Genomic DNA, 17,085 nt, shown 5'->3' on the forward strand with positions numbered 1-17,085 from the left:
ACCGGACGGGCAATGTCAGCAGCCGAAGCGGACTGAACCGCGCCGAGCGCGAGACCAGCAGCCGCCACTGCAGCGATTGTGAAGTTACGCATGAGCTCCCCCATTTCCTTACGGGTGTGTGTGTGGACACGAAGACAGTACGAGGTGTTCCGTCTCGTTACGCGTGTACGGGTCAATTACGGCAGAAGTGTCTAAAAATCTGCCACAATCTCGCGGCGTTGCGCGTTCCTCGGGCGGTGTGGCCGGCATGTCACAAAAAACGAATGTATAACCATACCTGTAAACGATTGAAGTTCCATCGGTTTTGACCGTTTTTAGTCAAAAGCAATCGAATGCGGGCCTGGAAAGCGGGTGATTCGACTGTTTTTCGGCCTGTTTTAGATTTTTCGGTCTCGCCGGATTGTTAAGGATTTAGGCCGCGTCGCGGGTGCCTTTGTTCCCCCTCGGCGAAGTTTATCCACGGACCGGGACGGGTGCTTCGGTCGTTTGCGCCACTTCAGATTGCGATCATGGCTAACGCCTTCTTTAAAGAAGGTGAGTCTTGGTCCCGAAGATGAAGATCGTCGGCTGATCTCGAACTGATTCTTTGACAGGTCCTCAGGCCGCCGGGTCATGACGGTCCGATCGCGGCTGATGCTGTTGCGCCGGTCAGGGCCGTTTCACCATCGGCGGGAGCGAGGACAGGATTGAATCGACATCGCCGCCAGTCTTCAGTCCGAAGATCGTCCCGATCGTAAAGCAGATCGTATTCGATGTATCGGCCGCGCGTCGCGCAACGCCCCAGCAAGCGCGTATGAATTTTCTACGCCCGGCCGGCAGCAAGCGCGATTTCGTCTACGGCGGCGCGCAAACCGTGAAGACATATTGTTATTTTTTCAGCCTGAGTTGACGCGGCAGACGGTGTGATAGGGACCGCGCGTGTTGTTCAGTTGGAACTTAGTGATGAAACACCTGATCTTTGCTGCATCTGTTGCCCTGATGGGGGCGACGTCGCTGTGTGTCGCGGAGCCTGTCGAAAGCGCCTATCCCCAGCGTCCTTTGCGGATCGTTGTTGGAGGCTCGGCCGGTGGAGGACTTGATATCCTCAGTCGCCTGCTCGAAGGCCCGCTCGAGAAATCGTTCGGCAAGGTGTTTACGGAAAACCGGCCGGGTGCAGGCGGCAACATCGCGTTCGCTCATGTCGCCAAGTCCGCGCCGGACGGATACACGCTTCTGCTGACGACCGACGGCGTTACCGCGGCGCCGAGCCTGCGGCCGAAGGACAGCGTGGATCCCCTCAAAGATCTTACGCCCGTCGTGCAGCTAGCCGAGACCACGGACGCCCTGCTTGTCCGGCCCGATTCCAACCTGAACTCGCTCGGCGATTTCATTGCCTATGCGAAGAAGCGTGCGGCCGAAGGAAAGCCGGTGACGATCGGGTCGCCTGGCGTCGGAACGATCAGTCATCTCACCGGGGCGTTGTTCGGATTGAACGCCGGCATCGATTGGGTTCACGTGCCCTACAAGGGGGGCGGCCCGGCCGTGACCGGGATGCTGGGCGGTGAAATAGACGCCTTGTGGATCCTGATCGCCCCCGTCAGCGCGCATGTGAAGAGCGGGAAACTGCGGGCGCTCGCGGTCACCAGCGCACAGCGCAACGCGGCCTTGCCGGATGTGCCGACTGTGGCGGAAAGCGGCCTGCCGGATTTCAAGCTCGTTGACTGGATCGGGTTGATGGCCCCGGCCGGCACCCCGCAGCCGATTATCGACAAGCTTCAGTCCGCGTTTCGGGCAGCGATTGTAGATCCCTCCTTGAAGGACAAGCTGCTGGTGCAGGGCTTCGTGCCCAGTCCTCAGTCCTCCAAGGACCTCGCGAAGCAGATCGGCATAAACGTCAAACTGTGGGCCGACACGGTCCGCGAGGCGAAAATAGCGACGCAATAGGTGTGAGCCCTGAGCCAGATTTTCTTCAGGGCCATTTCACCATCGGCGGCAGCGACGACAGGATCGAGTCGACGTTGCCGCCGGTCTTAAGTCCGAAGATCGTGCCGCGGTCGTAGAGCAGATTGTATTCGACATAGCGGCCGCGCCGGATGAGCTGTTCCTCGCGCTGCGCTTCGCTATAGGGCTTTGCGAAATTCGCGCGCACCAGCCGCGGATAAATGTCGAGGAATGCGCGCCCCACGTCCTGCGTGAAGGCGAAGTCGGCGTCCCAGTCGCCGCTGTTATGCCAATCGTAGAAGATTCCGCCGATGCCGCGCGGCTCGTTGCGGTGCTTCAGGAAAAAATATTCGTCGCACCACGCCTTGTACTTGTCGTAGGGCGCAATCGCCGCATGCGCGTCGCACGCTTTCTTCATCGCCGCGTGAAAGGCGAGGGTGTCGGCATCCTCCTGCGTGCGGCGGACGTCGAGCACCGGCGTCAGGTCCGCGCCGCCGCCGAACCATGCTTTGGTCGTGACCACGAAGCGCGTGTTCATATGAACGGCCGGCACGTTCGGATTCCACAGATGCGCGATCAGCGAAATGCCAGAGGCCCAGAAGCGCGGATCCTTGTCGGCGCCGGGAATCTCCTTGCGGAATTCCGGCGCGAACTCGCCGAACACCGTTGAGCAATGGACGCCGACCTTCTCGAAGACACGCCCCTTCATCAAGGACATGACGCCACCGCCGCCATGCCCGCCGGCATGATCGGTACGGTTCCATGGCGTGCGGACGAAACGGCCGGGAGGCATGGACGATTGCGGCATCCCTGCCGGAAGGCCGTCCTCGAGCGTTTCGAACGCAGCGCATATCTGGTCGCGCAACTGTTCGAACCAGCCGCGGGCCTTTGCCTTGCGCGCATCGATCAACGCTGGATCGGCGTCGAGCGCGGGCAGGGCGCCGGTCATGGCGGCGCGGTCGTAAGTCGGCTTTTCAGGCGTCGTCATGGGTGATGATGGTGAAGCCCGGATCGGTCCGGTTCGCGGCCGTCGCTGGGCCATTTGTGATGACCATGGTTGAGCCCGGATGCATCAGCGCCAGAACACGCCTGGCGGCATCCGGCGGCAGGTCGACCTTGTTTAGCGTCGACGCAACGATCTGATCGGACCGGCCAGCATGCGCCGCGTCGAGGCCGATCGCCATCCACTTCATATGTCGCGGATCGGAATCCGGTCCGGTCAGCGTGAACGCGTGATTTCCGTACGATGCTTCGGGCGCCTTGAGCGTGATCGGAGATGCAAACACCTCCTTGCCATTGACGAAGGCGAGCAGCCGCTTGTCCGCGGTCGAGATCACGAAGGCCGCGGCTTCGTGGGTCTGCGTGGTCGCGGTCTCCGGATGATGGGACTTCGCGGCGACGCTCTTCACGGCCTCATGCGCCATGGCATCGACATGATCGGAGATCAGCAATCCCGGATGACGGATGTCGGCGGTCGCGGTCTTGCTGTCTGCGACAATGACCGGTGTTCCCAGCGTGGTCACGCCGAACAGGAGCTTTGCAAATTCCAGCGGCAGCCGGATGCAACCGTGGCTTGCCGGGTAACCCGGCAGGTTGCCGGCATGCAGCGCGACGCCCTGCCAGGTCAGGCGCTCCATGTAAGGCATCGGCGCATTGTTGTAGGTGGATGAGTGGTGGTTCCTGTCCTTCTGCAGGATCACGAACACGCCGGCCGGGGTCGTATGGCCGGGTTTGCCGGTGGAGCAGGTCGCGGCGCCGATCATGGTGCCGTTGCGGTAGACGACGACCCGCTGATCGGGGATCGACACCAGCACCACGACCGGACCGGACGGCGCGCGGTCCGGCGTCCAGGTGAACTCGCCGGGCTTCAGCTTTGAGAGATCGGGGGCCTCCTGCGCGATCGCGCGCGGAAAAGCTATGGCAAGCGGGGCCGCAACCGACCCGAGCATCACCGTGCGGCGTGTGGGCATCAAGTCGCGCATGTCTCTCCCTGCCATCGCAGCCGAACAAATCGCGGAGACATATACAAGACGAGGGCGGACACCGCCGTAAAAACTTGCGCCGGCACCGGTCCTGGCGGACCTAGCCGTGCCTCAGTTTCAATGCGGCCAATGTCATTGCGAGAAGCATTGCGGTCGCATTGGCGACAACAATGACAAGGTCAGCCCGCATCATGCCGTAAGCGACCCATAATCCCAGTCCGCTCGCGAGGATCAATGTCATGGCGAGCGAGAGATCTTTCGTCTCACCCGTCTGCCAGGCCTTCCAGACCTGCGGCACGTTGGCGACCGTCGTCAGAACTGCTGCCATCAGGCCAAGGATGGTCTCGAAGTTCGGCGTCACGTCGGACCGGCATCGCGAATGCCGGCCGGCGAATCGAGCGCCTGCATCGCATTTTTGATTTCGCCGCCGTCCGTCGGGCGCACGAGCCTGCCGATCTCGCGCCCGTCCTTCAGGAAGATGAGCGTCGGCCAGAGCTTGATCCCGAACGAGCGCCCCAGCGGGCGTCCGCTGCTGTCCGCGATCTTGATGTGGCGAATGCCGTCGTGATCCGAGAATGCTTCCGCCACGAGCGGAGCCGCACGGCGGCAGTAACCGCACCACGGGCTGCCGAATTCGAGCACGGTCGCACCCGGCTGGGCGTCAATCTCGGAGCGCGACGGTTCGTCGGTTGTGTAGTCGGGATCGAAGGGCATCGGGCGGGGAACCTGGTCGTCGTGTCGGGGTAACGCAGGATCATATGCCTTGTTCGATGCGCAGCCTCGGCTGTTCGAACGCCGCATGCCACTATCACCCCCGCCGCTGCCGGATCATCTCCCCCGACGCCATTGCGACCGCCATCGCAATATTGAGCGAGCGCAGCCCCTCCCGCATCGGAATGATCAGCCGGGTATCGGCGGCCTCGACCACGCGATCTGGAACTCCCGCCGATTCGCGCCCGAACAGCAGGACCTGCGGCCGCCGGTAATCGTGGTCGAGGTAGCTGACCGCCCCCCGCGTCGTGAACAGGGTCAGTTCCAACCCTTGCTCGCGGCGCCAGGCGTCGAAAGCGGCGAACGAGGCATGGCGTTCGATGGCCACCTGATCGAGGTAATCCATGCCCGCCCGCCGGAAGGCGCGGTCGGTCACCGGGAAGCCCGCCGGCTCGATCAGATGGGCGGTGATTCCAAGGCACGCGCAGAGCCGGAGAATCGTGCCGGTATTCTGCGGGATGTCCGGCTCGTAGAGCGCGACTGCCGGGACCTTCGGATCCGTCAAGATATTCCCCGCTGCGGGCATCAAATAGCGATGTTAGCCTAAGGACTTGTGCGACTCTTTAGCGGAGTTGCAATGGCCACTTGCACTCCCACGGCAAGGGTGCCAATAACACGCCGCCGGATCGCCGCCGACGGCCTTCCCACGGGTCGAACGTGGCCGGTTCGCTCGCCGATGGGGGATTGAACACCGCGATCAGTCCCTCAGAGGTTTGCAGCGCGCAGGCTCCCCGGCACGACGGAAGAGGGACTTTCACCGTGGCATCCACTGCAGCATCGGCGGCTCCTACGCGCCGCGATTTCCTTTACGTGGCGACCGGCTCGGTTGCCGCAGTCGGCGCCGCCTTCACGGCCTGGCCGCTGATTTATCAGATGAATCCGGACGCTTCGACGATCGCCGCCGGCGCTCCGGTCGAGGTCGATCTGACGCCGGTTGCCGAAGGCCAGGTCATCAAGGTGTTCTGGCGCGGCAAGCCGATCTACGTGAACCATCGCACGCCGAAGGAGATCAAGGAGGCGGAGGACGTCAATCTGGCGAGCCTGCCGGATCCGCAACCCGACTCCGCTCGCGTCAAGAAGGGCCATGCCAATTTCCAGGTCCTGATCGGCATCTGCACCCATCTCGGCTGCATTCCGATCGCGCATGCCGGCCCCTACAACGGCTATTTCTGCCCCTGCCACGGCTCGGTCTACGATACCTCGGGCCGTATCCGTTCGGGCCCGGCGCCGAGCAATCTCGCGCTCCCGCCCTATGAGTTTCTCACTGACACCAGGATCCGGATCGGCTGACGCCGTCCCGCATTCCTGAAGGCACTCCCAAGAAGGCTTCTCCGATGAGCGGACATTCGACCTACCAGCCGCAAAACGCATTCATGAAGTGGATGGAAGCGCGGCTACCGATCGCGGGTCTCGTCCACTCCTCGTTCATCGCCTACCCGACGCCGCGTAACCTGAACTATTGGTGGACGTTCGGCGGCATCCTGTCCTTCATGCTGGCCGCGCAGATCATCACCGGCATCGTGCTGGTGATGCACTACACGCCGCACGAGACGATGGCGTTCAATTCCGTCGAGCACATCATGCGCGACGTGAATTTCGGCTGGCTGCTGCGCTACCTGCACTCCAACGGCGCCTCGATGTTCTTCATCGCCGTCTACATCCACATGTTCCGTGGCATGTATTACGGGTCCTATAAGGCGCCGCGCGAGGTGCTCTGGATCCTCGGCGTCATCATCTACCTGCTCATGATGGCCACCGGCTTCCTCGGCTACACGCTGCCGTGGGGCCAGATGAGCTTCTGGGGCGCGACCGTCATCACCAACTTCTTCTCCGCAATCCCGGTGGTTGGCGAAACCGTCGTGACCTGGCTGTGGGGCGGTTACTCGGTCGGCAATCCGACGCTGCAGCGCTTCTTCTCGCTGCACTATCTCCTGCCGTTCGTGATCGCCGGCGTCGTCGTGCTGCACGTCTGGGCGCTGCACGTGGTCGGCCAGAACAACCCGGCCGGCATCGAGCCCAAGGGCGACAGGGACACTGTGCCGTTCACGCCTTATGCGACCGTCAAGGACGCATTTGGCATGGTCTGCTTCATGCTGTTCTTCGCCTACTTCGTGTTCTATCTGCCGAACTATCTCGGCCACGCCGACAACTACATCCCGGCCAATCCGGCGGTGACGCCCGCGCACATCGTGCCCGAATGGTACTACCTGCCGTTCTACGCGATCCTGCGCGCGATCCCGAACAAGCTGCTCGGCGTTATTGCGCTGTTCGCTTCGATCGGCATTCTCGTGTTCCTGCCGTGGCTCGACTCCTCGAAGGTGCGTTCGGCTCGCTACCGGCCGCTCTTCCGCCAGTTCTTCTGGATCTTCGTCGCGGTCTGCCTTGGTCTCGGCTATCTCGGTGCCAAGCCCGCCGAAGGTGGATACGTCATCGCCTCGCAGATCCTGACCTTCTATTACTTCGCCCACTTCCTGATCATCCTGCCGCTGCTCTCGCGGTTCGAGAAGACCAGGCCGCTGCCGAACTCGATCTCGGAATCGGTGCTCAAAGCGCCGGCGAAACATTGAGCGGCGGGAGACGGACTCCAATGACGATGCAACGTTCTCTTCTCGCTTTCGCGCTCATGATCGGCCTCGCGGCGCCCGCGCTCGCGGCCGAACAGGGGGAGCTGCCGCCGAAGCAGAAATGGTCGTTTGCCGGCCCGTTCGGCAAATATGACCGCGGTCAGCTGCAGCGCGGTTTCAAGGTCTATCGCGAGGTCTGCCAGGCCTGTCACAGCCTCTCGCTGCTGTCGTTCCGCAATCTCGCTGAACCGGGCGGTCCGGGCTTTACGGTCCCGCAGGCGGCTGCGATCGCAGCTGAATACAAGGTTCAGGATGGACCGAACGATGCCGGTGAGATGTTCGAGCGCGCCGGCCGGCTTGCCGACCGCTTCCCGAAGCCGTTCCCGAACGACAACGCCGCTCGCGCCGCCAATAACGGGGCGTTGCCGCCCGATCTTTCGGTGATCGCCAAGGCGCGTACCTACGAGCGCGGAGGCTTCTGGTTCCTGCTGGATCTGGTCACGCAGTATGTCGAGCAGGGGCCCGATTATATCGTTGCCGTGCTGACGGGTTACGCGGACGCTCCGAAGGATTTCAAGGTCCCCGAGGGCAATCACTACAACAAGTTCTTCCCGGGCCATGCCATCGGCATGCCCAATCCGCTGAGCGACGGCCAGGTGACCTATGACGACGGTGCGCCGCAGACCGCGCAGCAATACGCGAAGGACGTGACCGGCTTCCTGATGTGGGCGGCCGAGCCGCATCTCGAGGCACGCAAGCGCCTCGGCATGCAGGTGATGATCTTCCTGCTCGTTCTGGCCGGCCTGATGTACTTCACGAAGAAGAAGGTCTGGGCAGCAGTCAAGGGGCGCCCCGAGATGCTCGAGGGCAAGCCCTCGGCGACGAAGCACTAGCGACATTCCGAAAGGCCCCGAACGGGGCCTTTCTTTTTTGCGGAGGACCCATGACGAAATCCGTCCTCGGCATCATCGGCGGCTCCGGTATCTACGATCTGCCCGGATTGCAGAATGCGCGCGAGGAGCGCATGCAATCGCCCTGGGGCGAGCCGTCCGGCGCGCTCAGGATCGGCGACGTCGACGGCCTGCCGGTGGTGTTCCTCGCCCGCCATGACAAGGGCCACCGGCTCTCGCCATCCGACATCAATTACCGCGCCAATATCGATGTCCTGAAACGTGCCGGCGTGACCGACCTCGTATCGCTGTCGGCGTGCGGTTCATTCAAGGAGACGCTGCCGCCCGGCACGTTCGTTCTGGTGGACCAGTTCGTCGACCGTACGCACAAGCGCGAGAGCTCGTTCTTCGGCAAGGGGCTGGTTGCGCATGTGTCGATGGCGCATCCGGTGTCGCCGAACCTGCGCAACACGATCGAGGCGGCGGCGCGATCCGAAGACATCGCGGTCGTGCGGGACGGGACCTATGTCTGCATCGAAGGCCCGCAATTCTCGACCCTGGCCGAGAGCCTGACCTACCAGCAACTCGGCTATTCGGTGATCGGCATGACCAACATGCCGGAGGCCAAACTCGCCCGCGAGGCGGAGATTTGCTACGCGACGGTGGCCATGGTCACCGATTTCGACTGCTGGCATCCCGACCACGATGCGGTGACCGTGCAGGACATCATCGCCGTGCTCACCGCCAATGCCGAGAAGGCCAAGCGGCTGGTGGCGCGGCTCGCCCGCGATTTCCCGCGCGAGCATGAGCCCTGTCCGGTCGGCTCGGATCGCGCGCTCGATACCGCCATCATCACCGCGCCTGAGGCGCGCGATCCCGAACTCGTGAAGAAACTCGACGCCGTGGCGGGGCGCGTTCTACGCAGGTGAACGGGAAATTCATGAGTCCTGCAGCCTTGCCTGCGCTATAAGGACCTGTCCGGCCGGCGACAGCCCGGATGGAAACCTCAAGAACCGCCCATTCAAGAGCGCATTCATGCCGGCCACCGCCTCCCGCTTCAGGCTTCTGCTTGTCAGCTATACGGCCGCGATCTTCGTTAGCGCTGCTCTCTTGTTCGTGGTCCAGCCGCTCTTTGCCAAGCTGGTGCTGCCCAAGCTCGGCGGCACGCCTGCCGTCTGGTCGGTGGCCATGGTGTTCTTCCAGGCGATGCTCCTCGCGGGCTACGCCTATGCCCATGCGCTGACGAGGTTCATGCCGGGCCGCAGTTCAATCATCGTGCATCTGGCGGTGATGATCGTTGCTGTCATCGCGCTGCCGCTCGGCATTGCCGCGGGCTGGGGCCGCCCGCCTGCGAGCGGCCAGGAATTCTGGCTGCTGGGATTGTTCGGTGTCTCGATCGGGCTGCCGTTCTTTGCGCTGTCAGCCAATGGTCCGCTGCTGCAGGCCTGGTTTGCGCGAACCGGGCATCCGCAGGCGAAGGACCCGTACTTTCTCTATGCCGCAAGCAATGTCGGCAGCTTCCTCGCGTTGCTGGCCTATCCATTTCTGATCGAGCCTTTCACGCGTCTGCCGCAGCAGACCGTGGGCTGGACCGTTGGCTTCTATGTGCTGATCGTTCTGATCGGCCTGTGCGGCGTCCTCCTCGTCCGTTCGCGCAACGCGTTGCCTGACGTCGCAACGGAAGATGCCGCACCGCCGACATTCCGCGACGCGCTGATCTGGATCGCGCTTGCGGCGGTCCCGTCGGCGCTGCTGATCGCGATCACCGCGCATATCTCGACGGACGTCGCGGCGGCTCCGTTCCTCTGGGTGGTGCCGCTGGCGCTCTATCTCGCGACCTTCGTGATCGCGTTCCAGTCGCGCCCGATCCTGCCGCACCGTTTCGTGACCTTCATCGCGCCGATCGCGATCATCCTCCTTGTCGTCTCGCTTTCGCTGGGCGCAGCCGACCAGATCGTCGTGCTGATCGCATTGAACCTCGTCGGCTTCTTTGTGCTCGCGCTGATGTGCCACGGCGAACTGGCGCAGCGCCGTCCGCCGGTGCGCTCCCTGACCTCGTTCTATCTCTGCCTGTCGCTGGGCGGGGTGATCGGCGGCATTTTCGCGGGACTTGTCGCCCAGCATCTGTTCTCGTGGGTGGCGGAATATCCCATCCTGATCGTGGCCGCGGCCCTATGCCGGCCCGGTCTCGCCTGGCCGCGCAGCAAGATCGAAATGGCGGCCTGGGCGTTGCTCGTGGCCGGTGTCGTCTTCGCGTTCTATGCCGCCTTTGGCTGGCGTTACGAGTTCACCGACAACGCCTTCAATCTCTGGATCGCCGCCATTCTGGTGCTGGCATTCGGCTTCTCCCATTACGTGCTGACATTCGCAGGCTTCATCGCGGCGTCGTTGATGTTCGTCGTGCTGTTCGGTGCGGATTCCGGCAAGCGCGATTTCGTGCGCAGCTTCTTCGGCGTCCACAAGGTGATGGAAGCAGATGGCGGGCAGTTTCGCGTGCTCAAGCACGGCACCATCGAGCATGGCGCACAGCGCATTCGCGATGCGCATGGCCGGCCCGTGACCGGCCGGCCGACACCGATCACCTATTACCATGATCTCGCGCCGATGGTTCAGGGCCTGAATGCGGCGCGCGAGAAGCGCGGCGCTCCGATCAATGTCGCAGTGGTCGGGCTCGGTACCGGCACGCTGGCGTGCCAGATGAAGCCGGGCGATCAGCTCACCTATTACGAGATCGATCCCTCGGTCGTGCGGATTGCGAAAGACACCAGGCGCTTCACCTTCCTCTCGGAATGCGCGCCGGATGCAAGGATCGTGGTCGGGGACGCGCGGCTCACCCTGGCCGATGCGAGGGACGGTCAGTACGACGTCATCATCGTGGACGCGTTCTCGTCCGATGCGATACCGACGCATCTCCTGACCAGGGAGGCGATGGCGATCTACAAGAACAAGATCAAGCCGGACGGCATGGTGCTGATGCACATCTCGAACAAGCACATGACCCTGACTCCGGTGGTGGCCGGCATCGCCGGAGCCAACGATCTTGTCGCGCGCGCCAACGATTCCGACGAAGGCTATGACGACGAGAACCACATCTTCGGATCGCTGGTGGTGGCCGTCGCTCGCAAGGACGAGGATTTCGGACCGCTTGCAAAAAATCCGAAATGGGTCGAGCAGGAGGCCGACGAGGATGAGTGGGTCTGGACCGACGATTATTCGAACGTCCTGGGCGCCATTCTGGACAAGCTGCGCGAATAGCTTTGGCAGTAACAGCCGCGGTGAACCCGGTTGCGCAGCGCGTGCGGCTTGGTCACATTGCGGCGGCCGCCGGGGAATATCTGAAACGAGACGAAGATGACGAGCCCAGCACTTGAAAACGACCTGAAGGCCGCGATCCGCACCATCCCGGACTATCCCAAGCCGGGCATCATGTTTCGCGACATCACCACTTTGCTGGGCTCCGCGCGCGCCTTCCGTCGCGCGGTCGACGAACTGGTCCAGCCCTGGGCGGGGGCGAAGATCGACAAGATCGCCGGCATCGAAGCGCGCGGATTCATCATCGGCGGCGCCATCGCGCATCAACTGTCGGCCGGTTTCGTGCCGATCCGCAAGAAGGGCAAGCTGCCGCACAAGGCAGTGAGCGTTGCCTATTCGCTGGAATACGGCATCGACGAAATGGAAATGCACGAGGATGCTGTCGCCAAGGGGGAGCGGGTCATTCTCGTGGACGATCTCATTGCCACGGGCGGCACGGCGGAGGGTGCGGTAAAGCTGCTGCGTCAGATGGGCGCCGAAGTGGTTTCGGCCGTCTTCATGGTCGATCTGCCGGATCTCGGCGGGGCCGCGAAGCTGCGCGCGCTCGACGTGCCTGTGCGCACGCTGGTCTCGTTCGAGGGGCATTGAGCCGGCAGGCTGAGTCTCAGACCGGAACGTTCGGCAGGATGCCGCGACCGCGCGCCTTTCGGCTGCGGCGCTTGCCATCGGCATAGTCAGCGCTCGTGAACAGGGCCTGCAGGACGAGGATGTGCCCGAGAATGGCAAGTCCGACAAAGCAGGCGATCGAAAAATAGAGAACGAACGTCAGCATCGCTCAGTCTCCAACGGTTGGCGTCAGGAGTTGGTCGAAGCGGCTCTGGCGTCAGTTCAATAGAGATGACCGATGCAGCGCACTGTGTTGCGGCTCACAGAGACAGCATTTTTTTGCGTCGGTCGCAGGGGAGGCGGGTTGCGGACTACCGCAATGCGATTGAGGTCTTCAGTTCCCGCAGCAGCAGACGCAATTCCAGTTCGCGGAATTCCACGAACACCCGTTCGATCCATTCGTGCAGTTCGGTACGGGCTCCCGTATGGCGGTCGAGATAATCGTCGAACGAGAAGCCGGGGCGGTCCACGATCGATTTGAGGAACGGGCTCAGGACCAGGAAGCGCACCGGACGCTCGCCGGGCACGGGACTTGGAAAACTCTCCATGTAGTCCTGCATGTTGGCGATGAATTCGTTGTGCACCGGGACCAGCGACAGCTGCGGGATCGCGCGATGGGTCTGCGCGTAGCTGTCAGCCGACCGCGGATCCGGATCGCCGATGAACAGCGTCACGACATCGATGCCGCGCCGGCGGGCTTCTTCGGCGAGGCCGATCTGGCGCAGCAGCCTGAAAAACTTGTCGAAGGCCTGGTCGCCAAGGTCGATGACCTTCACCACCTCGTCCTCGGCGATCAGTTCGTCAAACAGCGCCATCTGGCCGCGCGTCGTCTCGATATCCGCGCGCGCGGTATTGCGCGGCAGAAATCCGTAGAGTGCTGCGTTGTTCGGATTGACGTCGAACGCGATCGCCGCGCGCCCGTCCGCAAGGATGAATTCGGTCAGCGCACGCGCGATCAGTGTCTTGCCGACGCGCTGACGCGGCGAACAGACGATGTAGATGGCTTTCTGCCGGGACATGGATTGCTTCGTTCGTCATTCCGGGGCCGGCGAAGGCCGGAATGACACATTGTGTCAGCTTCGCTCGCGCGCCTGTTCGTGGATCGCCGCGGCCCGGCCGGAGAGGCCCTTTTCGCTCTTGGCCGGATTGACGGAGGGGCTCACAAGGTCTGCGAGCTTCACGCGATCATACTCGCCCCAGACATTGCCGAGCCAGTGGCGCACATAGCCGCGCAGGACGAACGAATAGTTCGCCGGGGCATCGTGCGGCCCCTTGTTGGCGACGAAGGTCACGAACGGCACCGACGCAAGCTCGACCTGCTCGTAGGCCATTTCGTTGAGCTTCGGGATGGTGATCTCGACCGCGTCCTTGATCTTCTTGAAGTAGGAATCGTAGGTGGACTGGTCCCAGTCGAAGAAGCTGGTCTCGTTGATGAAGTTCTTGACCAGATAATATTTGCCGTCGGCGACGAAGGGCGCGATGTCCGCGATCTCGTTCAGCGAGGCGATGGAGGAGCCGAGGATGTGGGCGACGCCGAGCGCAATCTGGCCGCGCTTTACGGTCTCCAGAAAGCCGATGTCGCGGAGCGCCGCGAGCGTCGTCGACAGCAGGCCCGCTCGGACGTCGATCAGCGTCACCTTGGCGTCCGACAGGGTGTCGAAAACCTTCATCTGGTCGGGGACCTGGGTGATGTCCACGACTTCCGTGATGTCGGGGTGGAAGCGCTTGAGCGTGCCTTTCGGGGCCTCGGTATCGAAGGCCCGGATCGGCACGTTCCGGGCGGTAAAATAGTCGAGGATCGTGCGGGAGACGGTTGTTTTACCCACGCCGCCCTTGTCGGCACCCACGATAATCACAGTCGGCTTTGCCATGGATGCCACTCACCCCCACGCAGGCGGGCCGCCGGCCCGCGAACATCCCTCAATCCGCCACCATGGCGAACCGAACCCTCTATTTCAATGGTTTGCGGCAGCTATTTGATAGTTCCGCGTGAGGGGATTCCTTGACCGGTTCCGGCGCGGCCGATAGGAAACCGCGCAGCAAAACCCCTCGGATTCCGCGCGAAATGTCTGTCTCCGACACAGCGTTGGCCTCGGAGCCCACGCGCTCCTTTCAGGGCCTGATCCTCGCGCTCCAGCGCTACTGGGCCGATTACGGCTGCGTCGTTCTGCAGCCCTACGACATGGAGGTGGGGGCGGGCACGTTTCATCCGGCCACCACGCTGCGCGCGCTCGGTCCGAAGCCCTGGAATGCCGCCTATGTCCAGCCGTCGCGGCGCCCGAAAGACGGCCGCTACGGCGAGAACCCGAACCGGCTGCAGCACTACTACCAGTTCCAGGTGATCCTGAAGCCGTCGCCCGAGGACCTGCAGGACCTCTACCTGAAGTCGCTCTATGCGATCGGCATCGACCCGAAGGTTCACGACATCCGCTTCGTGGAGGACGACTGGGAGAGCCCGACGCTCGGCGCCTGGGGGCTCGGCTGGGAATGCTGGTGCGACGGCATGGAAGTCAGCCAGTTCACGTATTTCCAGCAGGTCGCGGGATTCGAATGTGCGCCTGTGTCCGGCGAACTGACCTACGGCCTCGAGCGCCTCGCCATGTATGTGCAGGGCGTCGAGCGCGTCTACGACCTGAATTTCAACGGGCAGACCGGCGACAGGAAGGTGACCTACGGCGATGTGTTCCTGCAGGCCGAGCAGGAATATTCGCGGCACAATTTCGAGCATTCCGACACCGAGATGCTGTTCGCGCAGTTCAGGATGGCGGAGAGCGCGTGCCAGAAATATCTCGAGGCCGGCTGGCAAGGAAACGAAGCTGGCAAGAAGGAGCGTCACCTGATGGCGCTGCCGGCCTATGACCAGTGCATCAAGGCCAGCCATGTGTTCAATCTGCTCGACGCGCGCGGCGTAATCTCGGTGACCGAACGGCAGAGTTACATTCTGCGCGTGCGCGAACTCGCCAAAGCCTGCGGCGCAGCCTGGCTCGCGACCGAAGCGGGTGGGGCATGAGTGGCGCAAAGACCCTGCTGCAGCTCGCGGGCGTCAAGCCTGCGCCTGGGAAGTTGAGCGACGCGGTCGTGGTGATCGTCGACGCGCAGAATGAATATGTGACCGGCAAGCTGCCGCTTGACGGCGTTGGCGCCGCGCTCGAAAACATTGCCACGCTTCTGCGGAAGGCGCGTCGCGCCGGCGCGCCGGTGGTCCACGTCGTGCAGCGTGGCCGGCCCGGCGGCCTTTTCGACCCGCAGGGGGAGGGGTTCAAGATTGCGCCGCAGGCCGCGCCGTCCGCTGGCGAGGCCGTTGTCGAGAAGCCGCTGCCGAATTCCTTCGCCGGGACCGGCCTGCAGGCCGCGCTGGAGGCGACCGGACGCAAATCCCTCGTGATTGCAGGGTTCATGACGCATATGTGCGTAAGCGCGACCGCACGGTCCGCGCTCGATCACGGCTACACCACGACGGTCGTATCCGATGCGGTGGCGACGCGCGCTTTGCCGGATCCGCTCGGCGGCGCCGATCTTCCGGCCGCGCAAGTCCACAGAACTGCGCTGGCCGAATTGGCCGACCGCTTCGCCACGGTTGCGCCGGTCTCCGACATCAAGGAGTGAAGGATGCCCGATCTTCTCCTTGAATTTTTCTCCGAAGAGATCCCCGCGCGCATGCAGCCGCGTGCGATGGACGATCTGAGGAAGCTCGTCACCGACAGGCTGGTCGAGGCCGGTCTCGTCTACGAGGGCGCCAAGGCTTTCGCCACGCCGCGGCGGATTGCACTTGCCGTGCACGGTGTGCCCGCGCGACAGAAGGATATCCGCGAGGAGAAGAAGGGGCCGCGCGTCGGTGCGCCCGAAGCGGCGATCGCAGGCTTCCTCAAGAGTGCGGGGCTGACGTCGATCGATCAGGCGACGATCGAAAAGGATCCGAAGAAGGGCGAGTTTTACGTCGCCGTCGTCGAGAAGCCGGGCCGCGATGCGATCGAAGTGCTGTCCGAAATGCTGCCGGACATCGCGCGCAAATTCCCGTGGCCAAAGTCGATGCGGTGGGGAAAGCAATCCGCGCAGCCGGGCGCCCTGTCATGGGTGCGACCACTGCAGGCGGTCGTTGCGACCTTCGGTCCCGAAACCGAAGACCCGCAGGTCGTGCCGTTTACGCTCGGCGACCTGACCTCCGGCAACGTCACCTATGGCCATCGTTTCCTTGCGCCCGGACCGATCGAGGTTCGCCGCCAGGACGACTGGATGACCAAGCTGGAAAAGGCGAAGGTCATCGTCGATCCCGAGCGACGCAGGCAGATCATCTCCACGGAGGCGAAGAACCTTGCCTTCGCGCAGGGCTATGAACTGGTCGAGGACGAAGGTCTGCTCGGCGAGACGGCCGGTCTTGTCGAGTGGCCGGTGGTGCTGATGGGGTCGTTCGACGACAGCTTCCTCGCCATTCCTCCCGAGGTGATCCGCACCACCATCCGTAACAATCAGAAGTGCTTCGTGGTGCGCAAGCCGGATGGCGGGCTCGCGCCGCGCTTCATCCTTGTCTCGAACATGGAAGCCGTGGACGGCGGCAAGGCGATCGTCGCGGGCAACGAACGCGTCATCCGCGCGCGGTTGTCGGACGCGAAGTTCTTCTATGAGACCGACCTGAAGACGCGCCTCGAAGACCGTTTGCCGAAATTCGCGCAGATGGTTTTCCACCAGAAGCTCGGAACGCAAGCCGAACGGATTGCGCGCATTGTGCGCCTCGCGGGTCTGATCGCGCCGATGATCGGCACCGATCCGGGCACCGCGCAGCGCGCGGCGACGCTCGCCAAGGCGGACCTCCTCACCGAAGTCGTCGGCGAATTCCCCGAACTGCAGGGCTTGATGGGGAAATATTACGCGCTGGCGCAGGGCGAGGATGCTTCGGTCGCAGCCGCGTGCGAGGATCATTACAAGCCTGTTGGTCCGAGCGATGCCGTGCCGAGCAATCCGGTCGCGATCGCGGTCGCGCTGGCCGACAAGATCGACACGCTGGTCGGTTTCTGGGCGATCGATGAAAAGCCCACCGGTTCG

16 protein-coding genes and 2 pseudogenes are annotated in these 17,085 nt (G+C 63.1%); 9 read left to right on the forward strand and 9 right to left on the reverse strand.

Annotation, left to right across the window (positions count from 1 at the left end; genetic code table 11):
• Positions 1 to 648: 648 nt before the first annotated feature.
• Positions 649 to 766: pseudogene (locus VNZ93_RS24035) on the reverse strand (coproporphyrinogen III oxidase); the annotation flags it as partial.
• Positions 767 to 942: 176 nt separating this feature from the next.
• Between VNZ93_RS24035 and VNZ93_RS24040 the strand changes: the two are divergent.
• The gene (locus VNZ93_RS24040) at positions 943 to 1,923 is read left to right on the forward strand and encodes a tripartite tricarboxylate transporter substrate binding protein (RefSeq protein WP_325711491.1); all 981 of its coding nucleotides are present in this window, start codon (positions 943 to 945) and stop codon (positions 1,921 to 1,923) included.
• Between the two features lie 25 nt (positions 1,924 to 1,948).
• On the opposite strand, the gene hemF is transcribed toward VNZ93_RS24040, so the two are convergent.
• The 5 genes from hemF to VNZ93_RS24065 all read right to left on the reverse strand — a co-directional run bounded on the left by hemF (position 1,949) and on the right by VNZ93_RS24065 (position 5,178).
• A complete protein-coding gene (gene hemF / locus VNZ93_RS24045) occupies positions 1,949 to 2,869 on the reverse strand; it encodes an oxygen-dependent coproporphyrinogen oxidase (RefSeq protein WP_325711539.1) in 921 nt (306 codons plus the stop codon).
• Between the two features lie 25 nt (positions 2,870 to 2,894).
• Complete coding sequence (locus VNZ93_RS24050) at positions 2,895 to 3,902, reverse strand: L,D-transpeptidase (protein ID WP_325711494.1); 1,008 nt, start codon at positions 3,900 to 3,902, stop codon at positions 2,895 to 2,897.
• Between the two features lie 100 nt (positions 3,903 to 4,002).
• A complete protein-coding gene (locus VNZ93_RS24055; protein ID WP_325711497.1) occupies positions 4,003 to 4,263 on the reverse strand; it encodes a SemiSWEET transporter in 261 nt (86 codons plus the stop codon).
• Positions 4,260 to 4,616 carry a thioredoxin family protein gene (locus tag VNZ93_RS24060; protein WP_325711500.1) on the reverse strand — a complete coding sequence of 119 codons (357 nt, stop codon included), beginning with the start codon at positions 4,614 to 4,616 and terminating at the stop codon, positions 4,260 to 4,262. The genes VNZ93_RS24055 and VNZ93_RS24060 overlap by 4 nt, the downstream gene beginning before the upstream one ends.
• Before the next feature lie 94 nt (positions 4,617 to 4,710).
• Positions 4,711 to 5,178, reverse strand: coding sequence for a tRNA (cytidine(34)-2'-O)-methyltransferase (locus tag VNZ93_RS24065; protein WP_325711507.1), 468 nt, complete (start codon positions 5,176 to 5,178; stop codon positions 4,711 to 4,713).
• A gap of 254 nt (positions 5,179 to 5,432) precedes the next feature.
• On the opposite strand from VNZ93_RS24065, the gene petA reads away from it, so the two are divergent.
• The 5 genes and pseudogenes from petA to VNZ93_RS24090 all read left to right on the forward strand — a co-directional run bounded on the left by petA (position 5,433) and on the right by VNZ93_RS24090 (position 12,027).
• Entirely contained in the window at positions 5,433 to 5,963 is a 531-nt protein-coding gene (gene petA / locus VNZ93_RS24070) for a ubiquinol-cytochrome c reductase iron-sulfur subunit (RefSeq protein WP_325711510.1), read from the forward strand.
• A 44-nt stretch (positions 5,964 to 6,007) separates the two neighbouring features.
• A pseudogene (locus VNZ93_RS24075) lies at positions 6,008 to 8,130 on the forward strand (cytochrome c1).
• A gap of 50 nt (positions 8,131 to 8,180) precedes the next feature.
• Entirely contained in the window at positions 8,181 to 9,056 is an 876-nt protein-coding gene (locus VNZ93_RS24080; protein WP_325711513.1) for an S-methyl-5'-thioadenosine phosphorylase, read from the forward strand.
• A 106-nt stretch (positions 9,057 to 9,162) separates the two neighbouring features.
• On the forward strand, positions 9,163 to 11,382 hold the full coding sequence (locus VNZ93_RS24085) for a fused MFS/spermidine synthase (RefSeq protein ID WP_325711516.1): 2,220 nt from the start codon (positions 9,163 to 9,165) through the stop codon (positions 11,380 to 11,382).
• 96 nt (positions 11,383 to 11,478) lie between these two features.
• Positions 11,479 to 12,027 (forward strand): adenine phosphoribosyltransferase, encoded by a 549-nt coding sequence (locus VNZ93_RS24090; RefSeq protein ID WP_325711519.1) that lies wholly within the window; start codon positions 11,479 to 11,481, stop codon positions 12,025 to 12,027.
• A 16-nt stretch (positions 12,028 to 12,043) separates the two neighbouring features.
• On the opposite strand, the gene VNZ93_RS24095 is transcribed toward VNZ93_RS24090, so the two are convergent.
• From VNZ93_RS24095 to VNZ93_RS24105, 3 genes are all read right to left on the reverse strand, one after another.
• Positions 12,044 to 12,211: a hypothetical protein gene (locus VNZ93_RS24095; protein WP_325711522.1), complete on the reverse strand. Its 168-nt coding sequence runs from the start codon at positions 12,209 to 12,211 to the stop codon at positions 12,044 to 12,046.
• Positions 12,212 to 12,356: 145 nt separating this feature from the next.
• Positions 12,357 to 13,064, reverse strand: coding sequence for a hypothetical protein (locus VNZ93_RS24100; RefSeq protein ID WP_325711525.1), 708 nt, complete (start codon positions 13,062 to 13,064; stop codon positions 12,357 to 12,359).
• A 54-nt stretch (positions 13,065 to 13,118) separates the two neighbouring features.
• On the reverse strand, positions 13,119 to 13,916 hold the full coding sequence (locus VNZ93_RS24105) for a hypothetical protein (RefSeq protein WP_325711528.1): 798 nt from the start codon (positions 13,914 to 13,916) through the stop codon (positions 13,119 to 13,121).
• 194 nt (positions 13,917 to 14,110) lie between these two features.
• On the opposite strand from VNZ93_RS24105, the gene VNZ93_RS24110 reads away from it, so the two are divergent.
• The 3 genes from VNZ93_RS24110 to glyS all read left to right on the forward strand — a co-directional run.
• Positions 14,111 to 15,055, forward strand: a complete 945-nt coding sequence (locus VNZ93_RS24110; RefSeq protein WP_325711531.1) for a glycine--tRNA ligase subunit alpha — start codon at positions 14,111 to 14,113, stop codon at positions 15,053 to 15,055.
• Positions 15,052 to 15,651 (forward strand): cysteine hydrolase family protein, encoded by a 600-nt coding sequence (locus VNZ93_RS24115; RefSeq protein ID WP_325711534.1) that lies wholly within the window; start codon positions 15,052 to 15,054, stop codon positions 15,649 to 15,651. The genes VNZ93_RS24110 and VNZ93_RS24115 overlap by 4 nt, the downstream gene beginning before the upstream one ends.
• 3 nt (positions 15,652 to 15,654) lie before the next feature.
• Positions 15,655 to 17,085: glycine--tRNA ligase subunit beta (glyS, locus tag VNZ93_RS24120; RefSeq protein WP_325711536.1), on the forward strand; the 1,431-nt coding region annotated here is incomplete at its 3' end.

Source organism: Pseudorhodoplanes sp., from assembly GCF_035565795.1.
Taxonomy (GTDB): Bacteria; Pseudomonadota; Alphaproteobacteria; order Rhizobiales; family Xanthobacteraceae; genus Pseudorhodoplanes.

Bases quoted from the DNA above. Each gene is read 5' to 3' on its own strand.
- VNZ93_RS24115 (WP_325711534.1), top strand. From the start codon at position 15,052: ATGAGTGGCGCAAAGACCCTGCTGCAGCTCGCGGGCGTCAAGCCTGCG.
- VNZ93_RS24090 (WP_325711519.1), top strand. From the start codon at position 11,479: ATGACGAGCCCAGCACTTGAAAACGACCTGAAGGCCGCGATCCGCACC.
- VNZ93_RS24050 (WP_325711494.1), bottom strand. From the start codon at position 3,902: ATGCGCGACTTGATGCCCACACGCCGCACGGTGATGCTCGGGTCGGTT.
- VNZ93_RS24040 (WP_325711491.1), top strand. From the start codon at position 943: ATGAAACACCTGATCTTTGCTGCATCTGTTGCCCTGATGGGGGCGACG.
- VNZ93_RS24105 (WP_325711528.1), bottom strand. From the start codon at position 13,916: ATGGCAAAGCCGACTGTGATTATCGTGGGTGCCGACAAGGGCGGCGTG.
- VNZ93_RS24060 (WP_325711500.1), bottom strand. From the start codon at position 4,616: ATGCCCTTCGATCCCGACTACACAACCGACGAACCGTCGCGCTCCGAG.
- VNZ93_RS24095 (WP_325711522.1), bottom strand. From the start codon at position 12,211: ATGCTGACGTTCGTTCTCTATTTTTCGATCGCCTGCTTTGTCGGACTT.
- VNZ93_RS24080 (WP_325711513.1), top strand. From the start codon at position 8,181: ATGACGAAATCCGTCCTCGGCATCATCGGCGGCTCCGGTATCTACGAT.
- hemF (WP_325711539.1), bottom strand. From the start codon at position 2,869: ATGACCGGCGCCCTGCCCGCGCTCGACGCCGATCCAGCGTTGATCGAT.
- VNZ93_RS24100 (WP_325711525.1), bottom strand. From the start codon at position 13,064: ATGTCCCGGCAGAAAGCCATCTACATCGTCTGTTCGCCGCGTCAGCGC.
- VNZ93_RS24085 (WP_325711516.1), top strand. From the start codon at position 9,163: ATGCCGGCCACCGCCTCCCGCTTCAGGCTTCTGCTTGTCAGCTATACG.
- VNZ93_RS24110 (WP_325711531.1), top strand. From the start codon at position 14,111: ATGTCTGTCTCCGACACAGCGTTGGCCTCGGAGCCCACGCGCTCCTTT.